At 67.3% G+C, this 20,491-nt stretch carries 19 protein-coding genes and 1 other RNA gene; 8 read left to right on the top strand and 12 right to left on the bottom strand.

All coding sequences use genetic code 11. The features are described from left to right. Window positions 1-385: 385 nt before the first annotated feature. From nusG to GGR48_RS16355, 4 genes are all read right to left on the bottom strand, one after another. A complete protein-coding gene (nusG, locus tag GGR48_RS16370) occupies window positions 386-922 on the bottom strand; it encodes a transcription termination/antitermination protein NusG (protein WP_007407052.1) in 537 nt (178 codons plus the stop codon). 10 nt (window positions 923-932) lie between these two features. Further along, window positions 933-1,130, bottom strand: a complete 198-nt coding sequence (secE, locus tag GGR48_RS16365; protein ID WP_007407051.1) for a preprotein translocase subunit SecE — start codon at window positions 1,128-1,130, stop codon at window positions 933-935. Between the two features lie 543 nt (window positions 1,131-1,673). After that, window positions 1,674-1,856: a YbdD/YjiX family protein gene (locus GGR48_RS16360; protein ID WP_183952909.1), complete on the bottom strand. Its 183-nt coding sequence runs from the start codon at window positions 1,854-1,856 to the stop codon at window positions 1,674-1,676. Between the two features lie 10 nt (window positions 1,857-1,866). Then, a complete protein-coding gene (locus GGR48_RS16355; protein ID WP_183952908.1) occupies window positions 1,867-3,912 on the bottom strand; it encodes a carbon starvation CstA family protein in 2,046 nt (681 codons plus the stop codon). A 237-nt stretch (window positions 3,913-4,149) separates the two neighbouring features. Here GGR48_RS16355 and GGR48_RS16350 point away from each other — a divergent pair, with 237 nt between their 5' ends. From GGR48_RS16350 to GGR48_RS16340, 3 genes are read left to right on the top strand one after another with little or no spacing between them, the layout of a single operon-like run. Beyond that, window positions 4,150-4,659, top strand: coding sequence for a GAF domain-containing protein (locus GGR48_RS16350; RefSeq protein ID WP_244954871.1), 510 nt, complete (start codon window positions 4,150-4,152; stop codon window positions 4,657-4,659). Next, a complete protein-coding gene (locus GGR48_RS16345) occupies window positions 4,656-6,707 on the top strand; it encodes a putative bifunctional diguanylate cyclase/phosphodiesterase (protein ID WP_183952906.1) in 2,052 nt (683 codons plus the stop codon). The genes GGR48_RS16350 and GGR48_RS16345 overlap by 4 nt, the downstream gene beginning before the upstream one ends. Before the next feature lie 54 nt (window positions 6,708-6,761). Continuing rightward, on the top strand, window positions 6,762-7,355 hold the full coding sequence (locus GGR48_RS16340) for an NADPH-dependent FMN reductase (RefSeq protein ID WP_183952905.1): 594 nt from the start codon (window positions 6,762-6,764) through the stop codon (window positions 7,353-7,355). A gap of 409 nt (window positions 7,356-7,764) precedes the next feature. On the opposite strand, the gene GGR48_RS16335 is transcribed toward GGR48_RS16340, so the two are convergent. Both GGR48_RS16335 and GGR48_RS16330 read right to left on the bottom strand, forming a co-directional pair. Beyond that, entirely contained in the window at window positions 7,765-8,436 is a 672-nt protein-coding gene (locus GGR48_RS16335) for a nucleoside/nucleotide kinase family protein (protein WP_183952904.1), read from the bottom strand. Beyond that, a complete protein-coding gene (locus GGR48_RS16330; RefSeq protein WP_183952903.1) occupies window positions 8,436-8,714 on the bottom strand; it encodes a chorismate mutase in 279 nt (92 codons plus the stop codon). The genes GGR48_RS16335 and GGR48_RS16330 overlap by 1 nt, the downstream gene beginning before the upstream one ends. Window positions 8,715-8,823: 109 nt before the next feature. On the opposite strand from GGR48_RS16330, the gene GGR48_RS16325 reads away from it, so the two are divergent. The 3 genes from GGR48_RS16325 (at window position 8,824) to GGR48_RS16315 (ending at window position 12,894) form a co-directional block, all read left to right on the top strand. Then, entirely contained in the window at window positions 8,824-9,834 is a 1,011-nt protein-coding gene (locus GGR48_RS16325) for a polyprenyl synthetase family protein (RefSeq protein ID WP_183952902.1), read from the top strand. Window positions 9,835-10,149: 315 nt separating this feature from the next. Further along, window positions 10,150-12,600, top strand: a complete 2,451-nt coding sequence (gene hrpB / locus GGR48_RS16320) for an ATP-dependent helicase HrpB (RefSeq protein WP_183952901.1) — start codon at window positions 10,150-10,152, stop codon at window positions 12,598-12,600. Between the two features lie 12 nt (window positions 12,601-12,612). Then, window positions 12,613-12,894 carry an ETC complex I subunit gene (locus GGR48_RS16315; RefSeq protein ID WP_007406935.1) on the top strand — a complete coding sequence of 94 codons (282 nt, stop codon included), beginning with the start codon at window positions 12,613-12,615 and terminating at the stop codon, window positions 12,892-12,894. A gap of 443 nt (window positions 12,895-13,337) precedes the next feature. Here the strand turns inward: GGR48_RS16315 and GGR48_RS16310 are convergent, their stop codons facing one another. The 4 genes from GGR48_RS16310 to GGR48_RS16295 are packed head-to-tail and all read right to left on the bottom strand — an operon-like array spanning window position 13,338 to window position 16,035. Further along, the gene (locus GGR48_RS16310) at window positions 13,338-13,871 is read right to left on the bottom strand and encodes an NUDIX hydrolase (protein ID WP_183952900.1); all 534 of its coding nucleotides are present in this window, start codon (window positions 13,869-13,871) and stop codon (window positions 13,338-13,340) included. Continuing rightward, window positions 13,868-14,533 (bottom strand): TPM domain-containing protein, encoded by a 666-nt coding sequence (locus tag GGR48_RS16305; protein ID WP_183952899.1) that lies wholly within the window; start codon window positions 14,531-14,533, stop codon window positions 13,868-13,870. The genes GGR48_RS16310 and GGR48_RS16305 overlap by 4 nt, the downstream gene beginning before the upstream one ends. A 1-nt stretch (window position 14,534) precedes the next feature. Continuing rightward, window positions 14,535-15,431, bottom strand: coding sequence for a TPM domain-containing protein (locus GGR48_RS16300; protein WP_183952898.1), 897 nt, complete (start codon window positions 15,429-15,431; stop codon window positions 14,535-14,537). A gap of 10 nt (window positions 15,432-15,441) precedes the next feature. Next, window positions 15,442-16,035, bottom strand: coding sequence for a LemA family protein (locus GGR48_RS16295; protein WP_183952897.1), 594 nt, complete (start codon window positions 16,033-16,035; stop codon window positions 15,442-15,444). A 108-nt stretch (window positions 16,036-16,143) separates the two neighbouring features. On the opposite strand from GGR48_RS16295, the gene mscL reads away from it, so the two are divergent. Next, on the top strand, window positions 16,144-16,596 hold the full coding sequence (mscL, locus tag GGR48_RS16290; protein WP_183952896.1) for a large conductance mechanosensitive channel protein MscL: 453 nt from the start codon (window positions 16,144-16,146) through the stop codon (window positions 16,594-16,596). 162 nt (window positions 16,597-16,758) lie between these two features. On the opposite strand, the gene GGR48_RS16285 is transcribed toward mscL, so the two are convergent. Next, window positions 16,759-17,190, bottom strand: a complete 432-nt coding sequence (locus tag GGR48_RS16285) for an RrF2 family transcriptional regulator (protein WP_183952895.1) — start codon at window positions 17,188-17,190, stop codon at window positions 16,759-16,761. Between the two features lie 37 nt (window positions 17,191-17,227). Here GGR48_RS16285 and ssrA point away from each other — a divergent pair. Beyond that, window positions 17,228-17,577, top strand: a transfer-messenger RNA (tmRNA) gene (gene ssrA / locus GGR48_RS16280). 317 nt (window positions 17,578-17,894) lie between these two features. Here ssrA and mutS read toward each other — a convergent pair. Next, entirely contained in the window at window positions 17,895-20,465 is a 2,571-nt protein-coding gene (mutS, locus tag GGR48_RS16275) for a DNA mismatch repair protein MutS (RefSeq protein ID WP_183952914.1), read from the bottom strand. Window positions 20,466-20,491 lie beyond the last annotated feature (26 nt).

The raw sequence follows: 20,491 nt of genomic DNA, 5'->3' as shown, positions 1-20,491 counted from the left end.
GCCCCACCCCCCGTTCGCACTGAGCGAAGTCGAAGTGCATGGGATGCGCGTGCGGCGGGGGCGGGGCATGGGCTTCGACTTCGCTCAGCCTGAACGGAGGTGGTGGTTAGGCGGATCGGGGTATTGGTCCGTTCGACGGGCAAGGGGGGGCGGCATGCCCGGGGTCATGCCCTCCTCCGAATCCTCACTCTGGTGAGGCCTTCTCGCCACTGGCCCCACCCTCCGTTCGCACTGAGCGAAGTCGAAGTGCATGGGATGCGCGTGCGGCAGGTTAAGGCATGGGCTTCGGCTGCGCTCGGCCCAAACGGAGGGGGCTTCGCTCCAGATACGAAAAAGGGCCGGTGGCGTTGCCGCCCCGGCCCTTGTTTCGTCGGATGGTCCGAACTTACTTCGAGCGTTCGACCTGCTCGAAATCCAGTTCCACCGGGGTCGCGCGGCCGAAGATCGACACCGACACCTTGACCTTGGACTTGTCGAAATCCAGTTCCTCGACCACGCCGTTGAAGCTGGCGAAGGGGCCTTCCAGCACCTTGACCGCGTCGCCGATCTCGTAATCGACCTTGACCTTGTGCTTCGGGGCGGCGGCGGCCTCTTCCTTGGAGTTCAGCATCCGCGTGGCTTCGCTTTCGCTGATCGCCTGCGGCTTGCCCATCGCGCCCAGGAAGCCGGTCACCTTCGGCGTGTTCTTGACGAGGTGATAGACCTGATCGTTCATGTCGAGCTTGGCGAGCACGTAACCGGGCATGAACTTGCGCTCGACCGCGATCTTCTTGCCGCGGCGGGCCTCGGTCACGGTCTCGGTCGGCACCTCGATCTGCGCGACGAGATGGTCGAGGCCCAGACGGGTCGCCTCGGCCATGATCGAGTCGCGGACTTTGCCCTCGAAACCGGAATAAGCGTGGATGATGTACCAGCGCGCCATGGGAACCCTTTTACTTCGCGAGCGACAGCAGGGTGCGGACCAGCGTCTCGAAGAACGAGTCGACCGCCAGGAAGAAGATGGCCAGGATCGTGGTCATCACGACCACCATCACACCGGTCATCACCGTCTCGCGCCGCGTCGGCCAGACGACCTTCTTGGTCTCGGTCTTGACCTGATTGAAGAATTCGATGGGGGTCGTCTTCGCCACTCGTGCCGTTCCCGCACCTGCGTTGAAATTCTGTCAGCGGGGCATGGGTCCGCCGTCGCCTGACCCGGGGGTCCTGCGACGAAAGGTCCGTCCGCGCTGTTCGGATGGGAACGCGATGTAGCCGTGGTGTGGCCAAAAGGCAAGGGTGGGGCGGGGTGGGGGTTTTCTGTTTCCGCGACGCCGCGATGGCGCGAAGGGTTTTGGTTCGCGCGGAGACGCGGAGGCGCGGAGATTTTTGTTCGCGCAGAGGCGCGGAGGACGCAGAGAGGGGCTTGTACTGATCCTGTTTCCTGATCCCCAACTGCCGTTCAGCCTGAGCGCAGTCGAAGGCCAAGGGCAAGCACCGCCGCAAAGGTCTTCGAGCCGCAGGCTCCCTGAACGCTGGAGCGTTCCGCCCGCGTGGCGGATATTATCCCGTGGTCGTCGACTACGCTCAGGCTGAACGGAGGGCGGGGGGATGCTCCACTCTTTCCCCCCGCGTCTCCGCGTCTCCGCGTCTCCGCGTGAACCAGCCTTCTTCGCGTCCTCGCGGCTTCGCGTGAATCAACAGCACCGCCCGCCATTCTTCCCGCCATACCGCGCCTGTTGGCGCTCACGGAAGAAGGTCACCTCGTCCATCGGCTCCCGGTCGGGATGCTTGGCCGCCATGTGCGCCACATAGGCGTCATAGCTGGGCATCCCGACCATCGCATTGCCGATCTGGCGCAGGCGGCTGAGCCAACTCATTGGGCCCAGCTCATTCGGCCGCCACCATCTCGGGCGGGATTTCGGTGACGCTTGGTCGGTCGATACGACGTGCGATCAGGCAGGTGCGCACCGCATAGACCAGGATCGCCAGCACCACGCCCAGGAAGATCGCGCACAGCCCCGCATCGATCCGGTCGTTGAAGACGATCCGCCCCATCTCCGCCATGGTCTTGGCGGGGGCCAGCACCTTGCCCTCCGACGCCGCGCCGGCGAATTTGTCGGCATGGGCGAGGAAGCCGACGCGCGGATCGGCGGAAAAGATCTTCAGCCACCCGGCGGTCAGCGTGCAGGCCAGCAGCCAGACGGTCGGCACCACCGTGATCCAGGCATAGCGGTCCTTCTTCATGCGGAACAGCACCACGGTCGCCAGCATCAGCGCCACGGCCGCCAGCATCTGGTTGGAGATGCCGAACAGCGGCCACAGCGTGTTCACCCCGCCCAGCGGATCGGTAACACCCTGATAGAGGAAGAAGCCCCAGGCCGCGACGCAAAGCCCGGTCGCGATCAGGCCCGGCGCGACCTTCGACGATCCTCGGAAGCTGGGAACGACCAGCCCGATTAAGTCCTGCAGCATGAAGCGGCCCGCACGGGTGCCGGCGTCCACGGCGGTCAGGATGAACAGCGCCTCGAACAGGATGGCGAAGTGATACCAGAAGGCCTTCATCGCCTGTCCGCCGAACAGGTGGCTGAAGATCTCTGCCATCGCCACCGCCAGCGTCGGCGCACCGCCCGCGCGGGAAATGATCGTATGCTCGCCGACATCCTTGGCCACCTGCGCCAGCGTGTTGGCCGAGATGGGGAAGCCCATCGCGGTGACCGCGGCGGCGGCGCTGGCGGGATCGGTGCCCAGCACGGCGGCAGGCGCGTTCATCGCGAAATAGACGCCCGGATCGAGGATCGAGGCGGCGACCAGCGCCATGATCGCGACCGCGCTTTCCATCAGCATCGCGCCGTAACCGATAAAGGGCGCGTCCTTCTCGCTGGCGATCAGCTTGGGCGTGGTGCCGCTGGCGATCAGCGCGTGGAAGCCCGACACCGCGCCGCACGCGATGGTGATGAACAGGAAGGGGAAGAGCGGCCCCGCCCAGACCGGGCCGCTGCCGTCGATGAATCTGGTGAGGGCCGGCATCTTCAGCGGCGGCGCCATCACGACGATGCCGATCGCCAGCGCCACGATCGCGCCGATCTTGAGGAACGTCGACAGATAGTCACGCGGCGCGAGCAGCAGCCACACCGGCAGGACCGAGGCGACCGCGCCATAGCCGATCAGCAGGAAGCAGAGCTGCACGGGCGTGAAGGTGAACAGCGGCGCGAACACCGCCGACTGCGCGATCGACTGGCCATAGACGATCGCCAGGATCAGGCCGATAAAGCCGATGATCGACACCTCGCCGATCTTCCCCGGCCGGACCCAGCGCGTATAGCCGCCCATCAGCATCGCCAGCGGCACGGTGGCTGCCACGGTGAACAGCCCCCAGGGACTTTCGGCCAGCGCGCGCACGACGATCAGCGCCAGCACCGCCAGGATGATGACCATGATCATGAAGGCGCCGAATAGCGCGATGGTGCCCGCCACGGGGCCCATCTCCATGCGGATCAACTCGCCCAGCGACCGGCCGTCGCGGCGCATCGACAGGAACAGCACCAGGAAATCCTGCACCGCCCCCGCCAGCACGACGCCCGCCAGAATCCACAAGGTCCCGGGCAGATAGCCCATCTGCGCTGCCAGCACCGGCCCGACCAAGGGGCCGGCCCCGGCGATCGCGGCGAAATGGTGGCCGAACAGCACGGTGCGGTCGGTCGCGACATAGTCCAGGCCATCGGCGCGGCGGATGGCGGGGGTGGGGCGGCTGGGGTCGATGCCGATCACCCGCGCGATGAACAGCGCATAATAGCGATAGGCGATCAGATAGACCGACACCGCCGCCGCGATGATCCAGAGCGCGTTGATCGGCTCGCCGCGCACCGTGGCGACCACGCCCAATGCGCCCGCGCCGACGATCGCCAATGCGATCCATGGCAGGTGTCTCGTCATGCCTTCCGGCTCCTCCCGTTCTGATTGACGCCCCTTCTAACCGGCCGGGGCGGTTGTGCCACCCCTATCCTCGGGCGGGGCGGCGCGAGCGTGATCGTAACGGTAAAGTAATGTCACGAACGCAACAGCATTTGTATTTGAATATCAAACAGAAGCCGGCCCTACGGACAGAACATGGTTCGTTAAACTTTGTGACGCATGGGATCGCTCGTTTACGTAATGGCGAGATGAGCGATGATGCAAAGCCTGTTCGCGGAAAGGCGGCGAAGCCGGGCGGTGCGGGGGCTGAGGGTTCTGGCCTCCGACCCCGAAGCGGTGTTCGATGGGCTGGTATCGGCCGCGGCGGCGGCCTTTGACGCGCCGATCGCGCTGATGTCGCTGATCCATCGCGAGCGGCAGTGGATCAAGGCCAGCCACGGCATCATCCTGGAGGATTATCCGCGCCGCGACAGCTTTTGCACCCATACGCTCGACCGGGCGGGGGTGATGGAGTGCACCGATCCGCTGGGCGACCCGCGCTTCGCCGCGCTGCCCGGCGTCACCGGCGCCCCCCATGTCCGCTATTACATCGGGGCTCCGCTGAGCCGGCTGAACGGCGTGCATGTCGGCGCGCTGTGCGTCCTCGACATCCGACGGCGGCAGGCCGCCTCGCCCGATCAGGCGGCCTATCTGATCGGGCTGGCGCGTCAGGCCTCCATGGCGCTGGAGGCACGGCTCGATCGTCTGGTGCGGAGGCCGGCGGCATGATGCGCGTTCTCTCATGCCTGACGCAGCAGCATGACCTGCGGCTGGTGCTGCTGGCGGTCCTGATCTGCGTGATCGGATCGGCGGCGACGGTGCAGCTGTTCCACCGCGTCCGCGCGGCGGCGGGACTGAGCCGGACGGGGTGGATTGTCCTGGCGGCGGTGGCGACCGGGACCATGGTCTGGGCCACGCATTTCGTCGCGATGATGGCGTTTCGCGCAACCGCGCCGGTGGTGCTCGACCCGATCCTGACGCTGGTATCGCTGCTCGCGGTCATCCTGCTGGCCGTACCGGGGCTCGCCCTGGCCGCCAGCGATCGCCGGCATGCGCCCGCGATCGGCGGCGCGGTCGTCGGCATCGGCGTGTCGGTGATGCATTACATCGGCATGGTGGCATACCGCGTCGACGGGATCGTCACCTGGGAGCAGCGCTACGTCGTGGCATCGGTGGTGCTGGCCGCCGGGTTCGGCGCGGCGGCTTTCCACGTCCTGCGCGGCCGGAGCCGGTGGCGCAGTCTAGGGGCGGTAGGATTGCTCAGCGTGGCGGTCGCCTCGCTGCACTTCACCGGCATGGCGGCGATGGACATCGCCGTCCTGAAGATGGGCGAGGGGCTGTCGAGCCTGACCATGGTCGCGCTGGCGGTCACCACGACGGTGGCGACCTGCATCATCGTCGGCTGCGCCGCGATCAGCGCGCTGATCGACGGGCATACCCAGAGCGAATCCTATCGCCGCCTGCGCCAGATGGCGATGCATGACGGCCTGACCGATCTGCCCAACCGCACCAGCTTCATCCAGGAGATCGAACAGCGTTTCCAGATCCGGGGCGGCTATCCGTGCATGGCGGTGATCATGATGGACCTGTCGCGCTTCAAGGTCGTCAACGACACCTATGGCCATCAGGCGGGCGACCAGTTGCTGGTCGCGCTGGCGGCGCGGCTGGCGGCGATGCTGCGGCCGGGCGAATATGTCGCGCGGCTGGGCGGGGACGAGTTCTCGGCGCTGGTCTCCTATCGCGACCGTGCCGAACTGCTCGACTTTCTCGGCCGGGTGACGGCGGCGTTCGACGCGCCCTTCGTCTTCGAGCGGTTCACCGCCGCGATCGGCGCCAATATCGGCATCGCGCTGGCGCAGGTCGATGGCGGTGACGCCGACGCGCTGCTCGCCAAGGCCGATCTGGCGATGTACCGCGCCAAGTCGGCCCATTCCAACGAGCCGTGCTTCTATGACAGCCAGATGGACGATGCGCTGAAAGCCCGGCGCGAGCTGATCGCCGATCTACGCACCGCGCTGGAGGCCGAGGCGTTCGAGCTGCATTATCAGGTCCAGGCGGCGATCCCCTCGGGCGAGATTTCGGGGTACGAGGCGCTGATCCGGTGGCGGCATCCGACGCAGGGGCTGATCCCGCCCTCGATCTTCATCCCGCTGGCCGAGAAGAGCGGCGACATCGTCCCGCTGAGCATCTGGGTCATCCGTCAGGCTTGTTTCGAAGCGGCGCTGTGGCCGAACCGGCACATCATCTCGGTGAACCTGTCGCCGGTGCATCTGGCCGATCCGCGTCTGGTCGAGACGGTGCGCTCGGCGCTGGCGGACAGCGGCCTAGCGCCCGAGCGGCTGACGCTGGAGCTGACCGAAAGTGCGATCATCCATGACCGCCGCTTCGCGCTCGAACAGTTGCGCGCGTTGAAGGCGATGGGGATCGCGATCGCGCTTGACGATTTCGGCGTCGGCTATTCCTCGCTCGACGTGCTGCGCTCCTTCCCCTTCGACCGGATCAAGCTGGACGCGTCCTTCGTCGCCGAGATCGAGCATGATGAGCAGGCGGTATCGATCCTGCGCTCGGTTGCGGCGCTGGGCACCACGCTCAACATCCCGGTGCTGGCCGAGGGGGTCGAGCAGGCGGCGCAATTGTCCATCGTGTCGCGTGAGGGCTGTTCGGCGGTGCAGGGCTATCTGATCGGCCACCCATCGCGCGCGCTGGCCGATGCCGAGCAGGTGCGGCAGACCATGTCGCTGCGCCCGCATGCGCTGGAGGAACTGGCGGTCGGCTGAGCCGTCGCCAACTTATTCCTTGCCCGGCGGCGTGTCCGGGGTGAAAGGCATGGCATGGCCAGTTCCTCCTCTTCCCCGCTCGTCGTCGGCATCGGCGGCACGATCGGCAGCGTCTCCTCGACCGAGCGGGCGCTGCGCATCGCGATGACGGCGGCGGCCGATGAGGGGTTTCGCACCCATGTCTTCGGCGGCGAGGATCTGGCGCGGCTGCCGCTCTACAACCCGCGCGCCGTGACGCGGACCGAGGACGAGCGGCTGTTCGTCGAGACGGTGCGCCAGGCCTCGGCGATCATCATCGCCAGCCCGGGCTATCATGGCAGCATCTCAGGGCTCGTGAAGAACGCGCTCGACCTGCTGGAGGAAACGGCGAAGGACGACCGGCCCTATTTCGCCGACCTGCCGGTGGGGCTGATCGCGACCGCCTATGGCTGGCAGGCGACCGGCTCGACCATCGCGGCGCTGCGCTCGATCGTCCATGCGTTGCGCGGCTGGCCGACGCCGTTCGCGGCGGCGGTCAACACACAGCAGACGCGCTTCGACGCGGAAGGGCGCATCGGCGACGCGACGGTCGAGGGGCAGCTGCGGCTGGTCGGCCAGCAGATCGCCCGCTTCGCGCCGCTGGCGGGGACGATCCGCGCGTCGAACTGAAGGGCGTCGGGATTCTGGTTCACGCGAAGCCGCGATGTCGCGAAGATTTTGATGTCGCGCGGAGGCGCGGAGGACACAGAGATGTATCGCGCGCGACGGCGCGCAGTTCTCTATTTTGATTGGCTTGAGGAAGAAGGGCGGCAAGAGCACGCGAGTGCGGCACCTCCGCGTCCTCCGCGCCTCCGCGCGAACCAATCTTCTTCTCTTCGCGGCATCGCGACTTCGCGTGAGATCAATGATCGCCCGGTCGAGGGACTAAGCTCGCGAGTCCAATATATCCGTTCCCCGGCGAAGGCCGGGGCCCAGTTCCTTCTCGGCCAGTGGCGCGCCAAAAGGTAGCGTAGTAGGCAACTGCCTCGCGCCTTCGATAGCGCCAAGAAACTGGACCCCGGCCTTCGCCGGGGAACGGTCAGCGTAGACGCCGCGTCACGAGCGCGGTGATCTCGTCCGCGATCTCCGCCGGATCACGCAAATTCCCGCCGGCCACGGTCGATACCGTCACCCATTCGCCCAGCATCGCGCCGTCCGCCATCGCGGCATAGTTCGCCCGCACCCTCGCCTGAAGCCCCAGGTCCGCCTCATAGGCGTCATAGGTGTCGTCGGTGTAACTCCGCTTGCGCTTGCGGGCGATCAGGTCGCGCGCGATGTCCAGCGGCGTGTCGAGATAGACCGACAGATGCGGTGCCGGCAGGCGGAACTGCACCGTCTCCAGCTGCTCGATCCATTGCAGCAGCGCTTCCGCCCGGTCGGGCGACACTTGAGCTGCCTGATAGGCCATGTTCGACGCGATGTAGCGGTCGAAGACGATGACGTCATGCGCCTCCGCCAGTTCGACCAGATGCGGACGCGATTCGAATCGGTCGAGCGCATAGAGCGTCGCCGCCGTCTCGGGCGCGGCGGCATGGGGCAGGCGGCCCGCCAGATACTCGCCCAGCGCCCAACCGCCGACCGTCTCGGCATAGCGCGGAAAGGACAAGGCCGCCGCCGACAGCCCGGCGGCGTTCAGTCGCTCGGTGACGGCCGCCGTCGCGGTCGCCTTGCCGGCGCCGTCCGCCCCCTCGATCGCGAGCAGAAACGCCATCAGCCGCGAAAGCCTTCGTGGTGGCGGATCACTTCGTCGATGATGAAGCGCAGGAATTTTTCCGAAAATTCAGGGTCGAGCTGCGCATCGCTCGCCAGCTGGCGCAGGCGTGCGATCTGCGTTTCCTCGCGGCCGGGATCGGCGGGGGGCAGTTCGTTCTCCGCCTTGTAGCGCCCGACCGCCTGGGTGATCTTGAACCGCTCGGCCAGCATGAAGACCAGCGCGGCATCGATATTGTCGATCGACTGGCGATAACCGGTCAGCACGGTGTCGGACATGATGGGCGTATCTCCTCTGGCGCGGACGGATGGACGCGATTTCGCGCCCGCCCTTTCGCGCTTAGGCTTGCGTTCGGCAAGCGTTGTCGCCAGAGGCTCTTACCTGCCCATGACCGTAACCGCCACCCGCCTCGCCAAGCCCGCGCCCTCGCTGGACCCGATGATCCGGCTGGTGGCCGACGACATGAACGCCGTGAATCAGGTCATCATCGACCGGATGCGCTCGGAGATCCCGTTGATCCCGCAGCTGGCCGGGCATCTGATCTCGGGCGGCGGCAAGCGGATGCGTCCGATGCTGACGCTCGCGAGTGCGCAACTGCTCGGATACCAGGGGACCAGCCACCATGTGCTGGCGGCGGCCGTCGAGTTCATCCACACCGCCACGCTGCTGCACGACGATGTCGTCGACGGCTCCGACCTGCGGCGTGGGCGTCGCACCGCCAACATCATCTGGGGCAACCCGGCGAGCGTGCTGGTCGGTGACTTCCTGTTCAGCCGGTCGTTCCAGTTGATGGTCGATGCGGGCAGCCTGAAGGTGCTCAACATCTTGTCGGGTGCGTCGGCGGTCATCGCCGAGGGCGAGGTGAACCAGCTGACCGCCGTGCGGCAGGTGGGGCTCCCTGAGGAACGCTATCTCTCGATCATCGACGCCAAGACCGCAGCACTCTTCGCCGCCGCCTGCCGCATCGCGGCGGTCGTCGCCGAGCGGCCCGAGGCGGAGGAACTGGCGCTGGAGGCCTATGGCCGCAACCTCGGCATCGCCTTCCAGCTGATCGACGATGCGATCGACTATGTGTCGGACGCCGGCACGATGGGCAAGGATGCGGGCGACGATTTCCGCGAAGGCAAGATGACCCTGCCGGTGATCCTGGCCTATGCCCGTGCGAACGACGAGGAGCGCCAGTTCTGGAAGGACGCGGTCGAGGGGCGGCGGACGTCGGACGAGGACTTCGCCCACGCCATCGCGTTGGTTCGCAAGAGCCGTGCGGTCGACGACACCATGGCGCGTGCACGGCATTATGGCGGCCTGGCGATCGAGGCGATCCGGGGTTTTGCGGATGGTCCGGCGAAGAGCGCGATGATCGAAGCCGTCGAGTTCGCCGTCGCGCGGGCTTACTGATTCCGTCGACCCCGGCGAAGGCCGGGGCCCAGATGCGGTGCATTGTCGAAGGCGCGCGCCGGTTTACCTCCGCCACCGGGTTGGTAGAGCCTGGACTCCGGCCTTTACCGGGAAACGGCTTCGCTGAAAATACACCCCAGCCTCCGTTCAGGCTGAGCGAAGTCGAAGCCCACGTCCCGACATTCGCCAAATGGACAAGATTTCCCTTGGCCTTCGACTTCGCTCAGGCTGAACGGAGGCTGGGATGGACGGAGAGGCGGCGGCGGGAATGGTGAAGTCCTTCACCCCGCCCGCCAAACCCCGTATCGCACCCCGATGACCCTGCCCGTCACCGCCGTTCTGCCCGACCTGCTGACCGCGCTCGCCGACGCCCCCAACGCCGTCCTCGTCGCACCCCCCGGTGCGGGCAAGACCACCGCCGTCGCACCTGCATTGCTCGATCAGCCCTGGTGCACCGGCGAAGTCTTGCTCCTCTCCCCCCGCCGCCTCGCCGCGCGTGCCGCCGCCGAGCGCATGGCCGCGCTCGCCGAGGAGCCTGTCGGCCGCACCTTCGGCTATGCCACCCGCATGGATACCAAGGTCAGCGCCGCGACCCGCGTGACCGTCGTCACCGAAGGCATCTTCGTCGCGCGCATCCAGGCCGATCCCGAACTGGCGGACGTGTCGGCGGTGCTGTTCGACGAAGTGCACGAACGCAGTCTCGACGGCGATTTCGGCCTGGCGCTGGCGCTGGACGCACAAGCGGGATTGCGGCCCGACCTGCGGCTGGTGGCCATGTCCGCGACGCTCGACGGCCGCCGCTTCTCCAGCCTGATGGACGACGCACCCGTGATCGAGAGCGAGGGGCGCAGCTATCCGCTGACCCTGCGTCATCTCGGCCGCACGGCGGAGGCGCGAATCGAGGATTCGGTCGCCGCCGCCATCCGCCGCGCGCTGCAGGACGAGGCGGAGGGCGACATCCTCGCCTTCCTGCCCGGCACCGCCGAGATTGCGCGTACCGTCGAGCGGCTGGCGAACCTGCCCTCCGCCATCGCCATCCACGAACTCCACGGCTCGCTCGACCCGGCGGCGCAGCGCGCGGCAATCCGGCGGGACCTGGAGGGACGGCGGCGGATCGTACTGGCGACCTCGATCGCGGAGACCAGCCTGACGCTCGATGGCGTGCGGATCGTCGTCGACTCGGGGCTCGCCCGCCGCCCACGCTACGATCGTGCGGCGGGCATGACCCGGCTCGTCACCGAACGTGCCAGCCAGGCCGCCGTCATCCAGCGCGCGGGTCGCGCCGCGCGCCAGTCGCCGGGCGTCGCCTATCGCCTGTGGGAGGAGGCCGCGACGGCGGGCCTGCCGCGCTTCGACCCGCCCGAAATCCTGGAGGCGGACCTGTCGGCGCTGCTGCTCGGCACCGCGCTTTGGGGCGTCGGCGACCCGCGCGCGCTGCCCTGGCTCGACCCGCCGCCCGAAGCCGCTGTCGCCGAGGCCCGTGCGCGGCTCACCGTACTGGAGGCGCTGGACGATAGCGGCCGCCCGACCGCGCATGGCAAGGCGATCGCGAAACTGCCGATGTCGCCGCGTCTTGCGCATATGCTGATCCGCAGCGGCGAGCGGGGCCTCGCCGCCACCGCCGCCGAGGTCGCGGTACTGCTCGGCGAGCGTGGCATCGGCGGGCAGGATGTCGATGTCGAACACCGCCTGCGCCGCTGGCGAACCGAGCGTGGCCCCAAGGCCGGAGCGGCGCGTCAGATGGCCAAGCGCTGGGCGAGCCTTGCCCCCAAGCCGGTCGAGCAGGAAGCCTGGGATCATCCGGCGGGCGTCTGCCTCGCGCTCGCCTATCCCGACCGGGTGGCGCGGCGGCGCGACGGCACGGGCGAGAATTGGGCGAGCGTGGGGGGCAGGGGTTTCCGGCTCGATTCGGCGTCCGGGCTGGCGAGTTCGGAATGGCTGGCAGTGGGCGAGACGCAAGGGGCTGCGTCGGGCGCGCGTATCCTGTCCGCCGCACCGCTGGATCTCGCCACGGTCGAGGCGCTGTTCGCCGATCGGATCGAGACGCGACGCACCGTCACTTTCAACCCCGCGACCGGCGGGGTCGAGGCGTTGCGGGAGCGGCGGCTTGGCGGGCTTCGCCTGTCGAGTGGTCCCGATTCGGGGGCCTCGCTCGAAGCGATCGCCGAGGCGCTGGTCGAGGGGGTGCGGACGCATGGTGTCTCGCTGCTGCCATGGAGCGACGGGGCAGGGGCCTACCGCGCGCGGGCCGCCTATGCCGGGGTGGCGCTGGACGACGAAACGCTGATCGCGCGGCTGGACGACTGGCTGCCCGCTTTGGTGGCAGGCAAGAGGCGGCTGGATGCCATCGCGCCCGGTGCGCTGACCGAGGCGATCCGCAACCTCGTCGATTGGAACGACCAGCGCCGGATCGATTCGATGGCACCTTCGCACTTCACCAGTCCGGCGGGCAGCAGTCATGCGATTGATTATGCGGCCGAAGGCGGCCCGCGCGTCGAGCTGCGCGTGCAGGCGCTGTTCGGCCTCGCCGAGCATCCGGTGATCGGGACGGAGCGGGTGCCGCTGGTCCTCAGCCTCACCTCACCTGCAGGGCGTCCGATCCAGACGACGCGCGACCTACCCGGCTTCTGGGCGGGCAGCTGGAGCGCGGTGGCCAAGGAAATGCGCGGCCGCTATCCCCGCCATCCCTGGCCCGACGACCCTGCGGCGGCCTCCGCGACGCTGCGTACGAAAAAGGCGGATGCAAGAGCCGCCGGTTCGCGATAAGGGACAAAAATTATGGCCACTGCTCGCATCTTCCAGCGCCCCAAGAACGCGATGCAATCCGGCAAGTACCGGACCGATCGCTGGCAACTCGAATTCGAACCCACCGAGGCGAAACAGCCCGATCCCCTGACCGGCTGGGCCGGCAGCGGCGATACGCGGGAGCAGGTGCGCCTGACCTTCGCGACGCTGGAAGAGGCGATCGCCTATTGCCAGCGCGAAGGGCTCGACCACCATGTCGTGCCGACGCCGCAAAAGACGCTGAAGCTGCAAAGCTACGCCGACAATTTCCGCTGAGCTTCGAGCGCTTCGGTTGAAACCGGGGCGCTTTTCTTTCGCGCGCAGCCCTTGAGAAGGTTGGTTCGCGCGGAGACGCGGAGGTGTCGCACCCGGCGGCATCCGGATCGCATCATCACCGGCCTGTTGGAGCGGTGTGTCGCTTGCGCGACCTCATTCTCTCTGCGTCCTCTGCGCCTCTGCGCGAACAAACTCTATTCGCCCCTCCCCGTCAGTTCCGACGCATCGTGATGTGTTCTCGCGAAGCCGCGATGACGCGAAGATTTTCAGAATTGGTTCGCGCAGAGGCGCAGAGAACGCGGAGGTGGCGTGTCCGGTGGCGTCGGACGCGTACTACAAACGGCCGCTGTAAGAGATATTTCGCTGCCGCGAATACGACTTCTCCGCGTCTCCGCGTCTCCGCGCGATAAATCGTCTTCACGCCTTCGCGGCTTCGCGTGACCTCAAAGGCCTAGGATGCCGCCCCCCAGCAACAGTAGGAGCTTGGCATCCATCACCACGCCCGCCGCACGGCGCTCTGCGATGAAAGTCGGAACCTCGGACAGCTTCACCCGGTGCACGACGATCTGCTCGTCCGAATCGCCGCCGCCTTCGCCGACCTTCACCAGGCCGGTCGCGCGGACCAAGGTGAACCGCTCCGAGGTCATGCCGGGCGAGGAGCAGAATTCCCCCAGCGCCTCGATCCGCGACGGGCGATAGCCGGTTTCCTCCTCCAGCTCGCGCGCAGCACCGTCGAGCACCGCTTCGCCCTCGGTCTCGTCACCGATCAGGCCGGCGGGCATTTCCAGGCACGGCGCGCCGACCGGAATGCGGAATTGTTCGACCAGCAGGATGTGGTCGTCCTCCACCGCCAGGATCACGGCGGCGCGGATGTCGCGCGGGCGGTCGGCATATTCCCAGGTGCCGCGCTTGCGCAGCGCCAGGAACCGCCCCTCGGCCAGGGTTTCGAGCGGGGCGTCCATACGGGGATCGGTCATAGCGAGATGGGTCTGTCCGGCAGTTCGTTGGTATCGGCCGCCGTCTTGGGGAAATGCTCAGCGAGCACAAGCCCGATGCGTTCGACCGCCGCGCTCATCCCTTCGCCGACATTGCCCTTCGCGACATGCGGCAGCATCACCGCCATCGCCCGGCCCCAGGTTTCGGGGCCCACCTTGCCGGTCAGCCCGGAATCGGCGACGATCTCGGCCATATGCTCGTCCTCGGACAGATAGAGCAGCACGCCGTAGCGGCTGTCGGTCCGCCGCTCGGCCGAGACGCGGAACAGCAGGACGGCGCGCGCCCGGACGCGGGCATGGCGGATGCTCTTGGGTACGAGCGCGATCCGCCGCGATACGGGGCCGAGCAGCGCGTAGACCAGGCCGAAGACGAGGACTTGCGCGATCATCAGCGCGCCCAGGATCAGGTCCTCGCCCGGCGCACTCCACGCGTCATGAACCAGCGCGAGCAGCTTCAGCCCTAGATCGGGGAAGAGCGCGGCGAACATTGGCACCAGCAGCATGGCCGGCAAAGCGAACCACAAGGCGATGTCGCGATATTCGTCGGAACGGGACGCGACGATGGTGACGATCTCGGCATCGGTCGTCGCCTCGGCGCGTGCGACGGCGGCGGTGACCAGATCGCTATCGGCTTCACTCAACATCTCACCAATCCCCCGATGCGCCGCCGCCGCCGAAATCGCCTCCGCCGCCGCCGGTAAAGCCGCCGCCGAACCATGATCCGTCGCTGCCGCCGGACGATCCGCCCGAGCTCCAGCCGCCACCCGATCCGCCGCCGCTGCCCCAGCCGGGGCCCCAGAGGATGATCGGCCAGCCGCCCCCGCCGCGACGCCCACCACCGCCGCCGCGATCATCATCGTCATCGTCGTGGAATCGCTGGCCCTGTTTGCGGCGCAAGATCGTCAGCACGACGAAGCCGCCGATGAAAAGGACCAGAACGATCAGGATCGGAAAGCCGTCCGAATCGCCGCCACCGCGCCGATGCTGGCGGTCGAACTGCTTGGCGGCCTCGGCCACCTTGGCCTTGGCCTCCTCGGGCGAGGCACGGAGCTGCGCGATCACCGCATCCGCGCCTGCGTTCAGCGCGCCGGATATGTCGCCCGACTCGCGCAGGCGTGGGATCATCAGCGTGCGGATCATCTGCGACGACCAGGCGTCGGTCAGGATCGGCTCCAGTCCGCGCCCGACCTCCAGCCGGGGGCCGCGCTGGCCCTTGCCCTCATTAGGCGCGACGAACAGGATCGCGCCGTTGTTGGCGTCCTTCAGCCCGACGCCCCAGGCCCGGCCGAGTCGATAGCCATAATCCTCGATCGGATAGCCTTGCAGGTCCGGGATGGTCGCGACGACCAGCTGGCGGCCGGTATCCTTTTGCAGGGCCTCCAGCTTCGCCTCCAATTGGGCCTTGGTCGCGGGGTCGATCTTGTTCGCCGCATCGACGACCAGTCCGTCGAACTTGGGAAAGCTCTGCGCCATCACGGGGACGGTGCAGAGGATCAGCCAAAGCCCGAGGACCGGGCGGAGTAGCCGGGTGAACCGGGTCATCAGCGACCGATCAGTTGCCGAAATTCACCGTCGGCGCATTCTCGGCATTCACCGTGGTGGCCTGATAGGGTGCCTTGGGCTTGGCGCCGTAGAAGACCTTCGCGCCGATCGCGTCGGGGAAGGTGCGGATGCGGATGTTATAGGCCTGCACTGCCTTGTTATAGTCGCCGATCGCGATGTTGATGCGGTTCTCGGTGCCTTCGAGCTGGCTCATGAAGGTCTGGAAATTGTCCTGGCTCTTCAGGTTCGGATAGGCCTCGACATTGGCGAGCAGGCGGCCGAGCGAGCCGCTGAGCTGGCCTTGCGCCTGGGCGAATTGCTGCATCTTGGCGGGGTCGGACAGGTCGTCGCCCGACACCTGGACCGAGGTCGCCTTGGCGCGCGCGTTGACCACCTCGGTCAGGATCGACTTTTCCGAGGCGGCGGCACCCTTCACGGTCGCTTCCAGATTGGGGATCAGGTTGGCGCGACGCTGATAGGCGGCCTGAACATCGGCCCATTTCGCGTTCACATTTTCCTCCGCCGTGGGCACGCTGTTCATGCCGCAGCCGGACAAAGCGACAGCCATCACGACCGGGGTCAGGGCAAGAACGGGACGACGCATTCGAATATTCCTCCGTCAACTGTCTGGTCTATATAAGACGCGCGCGTCCCTTGGCGAAGGGCAAAAGCGACGATACGCTTTGCATCAGAGAAATAGAGGGATTTGGCGATGCTCAAGGAATTTCGCGCCTTCATCGCGCGGGGCAATGTGCTCGACCTGGCGGTGGCGGTCATCATCGGGGCGGCGTTCAGCAAGATCGTGACCTCGCTGACCGACGACGTGTTGATGCCGGTGATCGGCAAAATTTTCGGCGGGCTGGATTTCTCCAGCTACTTCCTGCGCATGGGGCCGATCCCGGCCAATTATGCGGGCTCGCTGACCGATTATGCCGCGCTGAAGAAGGCGGGCGTGCCGCTGCTGGGCTATGGCGCGTTCGTGACGCAGGCGGTCAATTTCGTGATCGTCGCCTTCATCATCTTCCTGCTGGTCCGCACCGTGAACCGCGCGACGACGATGTTCGAAAAGGAAAAGGCGGTCGCCGCCGCCGAGCCCAAGGCGGAGCCGGCTGATGTCGCGCTGCTGCGCGAAATCCGCGACGAACTGCGCGCGCGGCGTTCTTAAAATCCTATCTCTGGCGTAAGACGCAATATGTGAAATTCCTCCCCTGTAAGAGGAGGGGGACCAGCAAAGCTGGTGGAGGGGTGTCCCGCTATCGAGAGGGCGACACCCCTCCGTCAGGCCTGCGGCCTTCCACCTCCCCTTGCAGGGGAGGAATAGACGGGTTTACGCCGCCGCTAGCTTCTTGGCGGTGGCATCGGCCAGGCTGGTGCCGTCGAGGATACGTGCCGTCTCGTCACGCACACGCATCATCGCATGGCGGATGGCGCAGTCCGCCTCGCTCTTGCAGTCGTTGCAGGGGCGATAGGCGGTGCGGCTGACGCAGGGCACCAGCGCCAGCGGTCCCTCGATCGTCCGGATAATGTCGCCCAGCGAGATCAGGTGCGCCGCGCGGGCCAGGCGATAACCGCCCATCTTGCCGCGCTGGCTGTCGAGCAGGTTCGCGCCCTTCAGGTCGGCGAGGATCAGCTCCAGGAACTTGCGCGGCACATTGGCCTCGGCCGCGATGCGGGTCATCGAGGTCGGCGGCCCTTCGACCGGCATTTCGGCAAGGAACAGCATCGCGCGCAGCGCATAACGGGACCGCTGGGTCAACATGGGCGCCTCCATGGACCCAAAATGGGGCGAGCGAAAGGCATTTGCGTAATGCCGCCCGGCTTCCTATATCCGTCCTTGCCGGGTTTCACCCGGCTATGACGATAAACTGCGGCGAGTAATAGACGCAGCGGACCCGGGGGCAGTACCCGGCGGCTCCACCATAAAAGGTGGTGTACTTGGACACCGTTTCTGACGGGGCCGAACCAGGATCGACGTGTGTTGAAAAGCGCTGTTTTCGTTCGGAATGGGACCACCGCAACGGCCCATACACACAAGTGCCAACGATAACGAAGCACTCGCGATTGCGGCGTAATTGAGGGCCTCACGGCCTGAGATTACACCAAAATAGCGCGGTCGGACCCCACCGGGCAACAGAAGGGGAATCCAGCGGTACGGGGAGCACCGGGCAACAGAAGCTCCCCACTTTCCCGGATTTTCATAGCTATGTTGAGGATGGGATTATCCCACCCTCCGTTCGCACTGAGCCCTTCGACTGGCTGGCAGGCCAGCCGCTCAGGATAAACTTCGGCGCATAGCGCCGAAGTCGAAGTGCACGGACTACGTTTGAGGCGGGGCGATGGGGCGTGGCCTTCGACTTCGCTCAGGCTGAACGGGGCGAGCGTCATTGCGAGCGCAGCGAAGCAATCCAGAGCCGGATCAGGACGCCCTGGATTGCTTCGCTGCGCTCGCAATGACGGGGTAGCTTACCCCTCCCGCGCCAACGCCTTCAGCTTGTACAGCGCATCCAGTGCCTCGCGCGGCGACAGGGCATCGACGTCGAGCTTCTCCACCTCCGCCCGGATCGCGTCGCACTGTTCCTCTTCGATCTGCGCGGCGGCGGCGAACAGGGGCAGGTCGTCGAGCCCTGCCGCCAGCCCGCCGGTCTTGGCGCGACCGGCCTCCAGCTTGGCCAGCACCGCCTTTGCCCGTGCCACCGTCGCGGGCGGCATCCCCGCCAGCCGCGCCACCGCCAGACCGTAGGAGCGATCCGCCGGACCCTCCGACACCTCGTGCAGCAGGACCAGTTCGCCTTTCCACTCACGCGCGCGGACATGGTGGAGCGACAACGCCTCGCACCGTTCGGCCAGCCGGGTCAATTCGTGATAATGCGTCGCGAACAGGCAGCGGCAGCGATTATCCTCATGGATCGCCTCCACCACCGCCCAGGCGATGGCGAGGCCGTCATAGGTCGAGGTGCCGCGCCCGACTTCGTCCAAGATGACGAAGCTGCGCGGCGTCGCCTGCGCCAGGATCGCGGCGGTCTCGACCATCTCGACCATGAAGGTCGAGCGGCCGCGCGCGAGGTTGTCCGATGCGCCGACCCGGCTGAAGAGCCGGTCGACTAGCCCGATCTTCGCGTGCGTGGCGGGGACATAGGACCCCGCCTGCGCCAGCACGGCGATCAACGCGTTCTGGCGGAGGAAGGTCGACTTGCCGCCCATGTTCGGCCCCGTCACCAGCCAGAGCCGCGAGCTTTCCGACAGCGAGCAGTCATTGGCGACGAACCGCTCGCCCGAGCGCGCCACCGCCGCCTCGACGACCGGGTGACGACCGCCCGTGACATCGAAACAGGCGTGATCGACCAGTTCGGGCCGCACCCAGCCGCCCTCGACCGCGCGTTCGGCGAGACCGCTCGCGACGTCGAGCCGGGCCAGTGCGTCCGCCGTCGCGGCGATCGATTCGCGCGAGGCGAGTGCGGCGGCGGTCAGCTCCTCAAGATGGGCGGCCTCGGCGGCGAGCGCATGGGCGCCTGCCTGCGCGACCTTACTCGCGACCTCGTGTAGTTCGGGGGTGTTGAAGCGGACCACGCCCGCCAGTGTCTGGCGATGGGTGAAGCCCGACTCCGGCTTCATCAGCGCGTCGGCCGAGCGTGCGGGCACCTCGACATGATAGCCGAGCACGCCGTTGTGGCGGATTTTCAGCGCGGTGATGCCGGTCTTCTGGCGAAACTCCGCCTCCAGCGCGGCGATCGCGCGGCGTCCGCCCGCGCCCGCATCGCGAAGATCGTCGAGCGCCACGTCATAACCCGCTGCGATGTATCCGCCCTCGCTCGCCTCGATCGGGGGCGAGGGGACCAGCGCACGGCGGAGCAGGTCGATCAACGCGCCATGCCCGCGCAGACGCGGCGTGGTGTCGCGCAGCAGGGGCGGGCCGTCGCTCAACTGCTCGGACAGCGCCCAGGCGCCGTCGAGCCCGTCGCGCAATTGCCCCAGATCGCGTGGGGAGCCTCGCCCCGCCGCGATCCGCCCGATGGCGCGGCCGATGTCGGGCAATGCCCGCAACGCCGCACGCAGCCGTTCGCGAAGCGCGGCGTCGTCATGGAAATGCTGCACCAGATCGAGCCGTGCCTCGATCGCATCGCGGTCCATCAGCGGCGCACCGATATCACCCGCCAGCGCGCGGGCGCCTGCGCCCGTCACCGTGCGATCCACCGCGTCGAGCAGCGAGCCTTTCCGCTGGCCATTGGCGGTCTGGGTCAGCTCCAGGCTTTCGCGCGTCGCCGCGTCGATCGCCATGGCGCCTGCCGCCTGGCTCAGGACCGGTGGGCGCAGGAAGGGCAGCGCGCCCTTGGCGGTATGGTCGAGATAGGCGACCAGCCCGCCCGCCGCCGACAGCCCGGCGCGGGTGAACTGCCCGAACCCGTCCAGCGTCGCGACGCCATAAAGCCGCTTCAACCGATCTTCGCCGCTGCCGCTGTCGAAGGTCGCGGACGGGCGTAGCGTGGTCGCGGCATCGGCGTGCGCGGCATTTTCGGCCGCGACCACTTCGGCGGCGGCCAGGCGCGCGAGTTCGGCCCCCAGCGCATCGGCCTTCACGTCGATCACCACGAACCGCCCGGTCGAGATGTCGGCGGCGGCCAAGGCCACCGCGCCGCCCGCCTCGCCGATCGCGACGCACCAGTTGTCGGACTTGGCGTCGAGCAGCGCCTCCTCGGTCAGCGTGCCCGCCGTCACCACCCGCACGATCCCGCGCGACACCAAGGCCTTGGAGCCACCGCGCGCTTTAGCTTCGGCGGGGGTCTCGGTCTGCTCGGCGATGGCGACGCGGTGCCCGGCCTTGATCAGCCGCTGCAGATAGGCGGTCGCGGCATGGACCGGCACGCCGCACATCGGAATCTTCTCGCCGCCATGCTCCCCGCGCGAGGTCAGCGCGATGTCGAGCACGCCCGAGGCGATGCGCGCATCGTCGAAGAACAGCTCGAAGAAATCGCCCATCCGGTAGAAGAGCAGGCAATCCTCGGCCTCGGCCTTCAGCGTCAGATACTGCGCCATCATCGGGGTGGGGCTGGTCATGGAGATAT

Origin of the sequence: Sphingomonas pseudosanguinis (assembly GCF_014196255.1) — a bacterium.
GTDB lineage: Bacteria > Pseudomonadota > Alphaproteobacteria > Sphingomonadales > Sphingomonadaceae > Sphingomonas > Sphingomonas pseudosanguinis.
Note: the sequence above shows the minus strand (reverse complement) of the source record. Positions and strands in the feature narration are given on the sequence as shown.

Excerpts from the sequence above, each read along its gene's own strand:
- GGR48_RS16340 (WP_183952905.1), top strand. The coding sequence starts at position 6,762 with ATGGCCAGTTCCTCCTCTTCCCCGCTCGTCGTCGGCATCGGCGGCACG.
- GGR48_RS16350 (WP_244954871.1), top strand. The coding sequence starts at position 4,150 with ATGCAAAGCCTGTTCGCGGAAAGGCGGCGAAGCCGGGCGGTGCGGGGG.
- GGR48_RS16285 (WP_183952895.1), bottom strand. The coding sequence starts at position 17,190 with ATGTTGACCCAGCGGTCCCGTTATGCGCTGCGCGCGATGCTGTTCCTT.
- nusG (WP_007407052.1), bottom strand. The coding sequence starts at position 922 with ATGGCGCGCTGGTACATCATCCACGCTTATTCCGGTTTCGAGGGCAAA.
- GGR48_RS16300 (WP_183952898.1), bottom strand. The coding sequence starts at position 15,431 with ATGACCCGGTTCACCCGGCTACTCCGCCCGGTCCTCGGGCTTTGGCTG.
- GGR48_RS16325 (WP_183952902.1), top strand. The coding sequence starts at position 8,824 with ATGACCGTAACCGCCACCCGCCTCGCCAAGCCCGCGCCCTCGCTGGAC.
- GGR48_RS16355 (WP_183952908.1), bottom strand. The coding sequence starts at position 3,912 with ATGACGAGACACCTGCCATGGATCGCATTGGCGATCGTCGGCGCGGGC.
- GGR48_RS16360 (WP_183952909.1), bottom strand. The coding sequence starts at position 1,856 with ATGAGTTGGCTCAGCCGCCTGCGCCAGATCGGCAATGCGATGGTCGGG.
- mutS (WP_183952914.1), bottom strand. The coding sequence starts at position 20,465 with ATGATGGCGCAGTATCTGACGCTGAAGGCCGAGGCCGAGGATTGCCTG.
- GGR48_RS16305 (WP_183952899.1), bottom strand. The coding sequence starts at position 14,533 with ATGTTGAGTGAAGCCGATAGCGATCTGGTCACCGCCGCCGTCGCACGC.
- GGR48_RS16310 (WP_183952900.1), bottom strand. The coding sequence starts at position 13,871 with ATGACCGATCCCCGTATGGACGCCCCGCTCGAAACCCTGGCCGAGGGG.
- GGR48_RS16345 (WP_183952906.1), top strand. The coding sequence starts at position 4,656 with ATGATGCGCGTTCTCTCATGCCTGACGCAGCAGCATGACCTGCGGCTG.
- hrpB (WP_183952901.1), top strand. The coding sequence starts at position 10,150 with ATGACCCTGCCCGTCACCGCCGTTCTGCCCGACCTGCTGACCGCGCTC.
- GGR48_RS16315 (WP_007406935.1), top strand. The coding sequence starts at position 12,613 with ATGGCCACTGCTCGCATCTTCCAGCGCCCCAAGAACGCGATGCAATCC.
- mscL (WP_183952896.1), top strand. The coding sequence starts at position 16,144 with ATGCTCAAGGAATTTCGCGCCTTCATCGCGCGGGGCAATGTGCTCGAC.
- GGR48_RS16335 (WP_183952904.1), bottom strand. The coding sequence starts at position 8,436 with ATGGCGTTTCTGCTCGCGATCGAGGGGGCGGACGGCGCCGGCAAGGCG.
- GGR48_RS16330 (WP_183952903.1), bottom strand. The coding sequence starts at position 8,714 with ATGTCCGACACCGTGCTGACCGGTTATCGCCAGTCGATCGACAATATC.
- GGR48_RS16295 (WP_183952897.1), bottom strand. The coding sequence starts at position 16,035 with ATGCGTCGTCCCGTTCTTGCCCTGACCCCGGTCGTGATGGCTGTCGCT.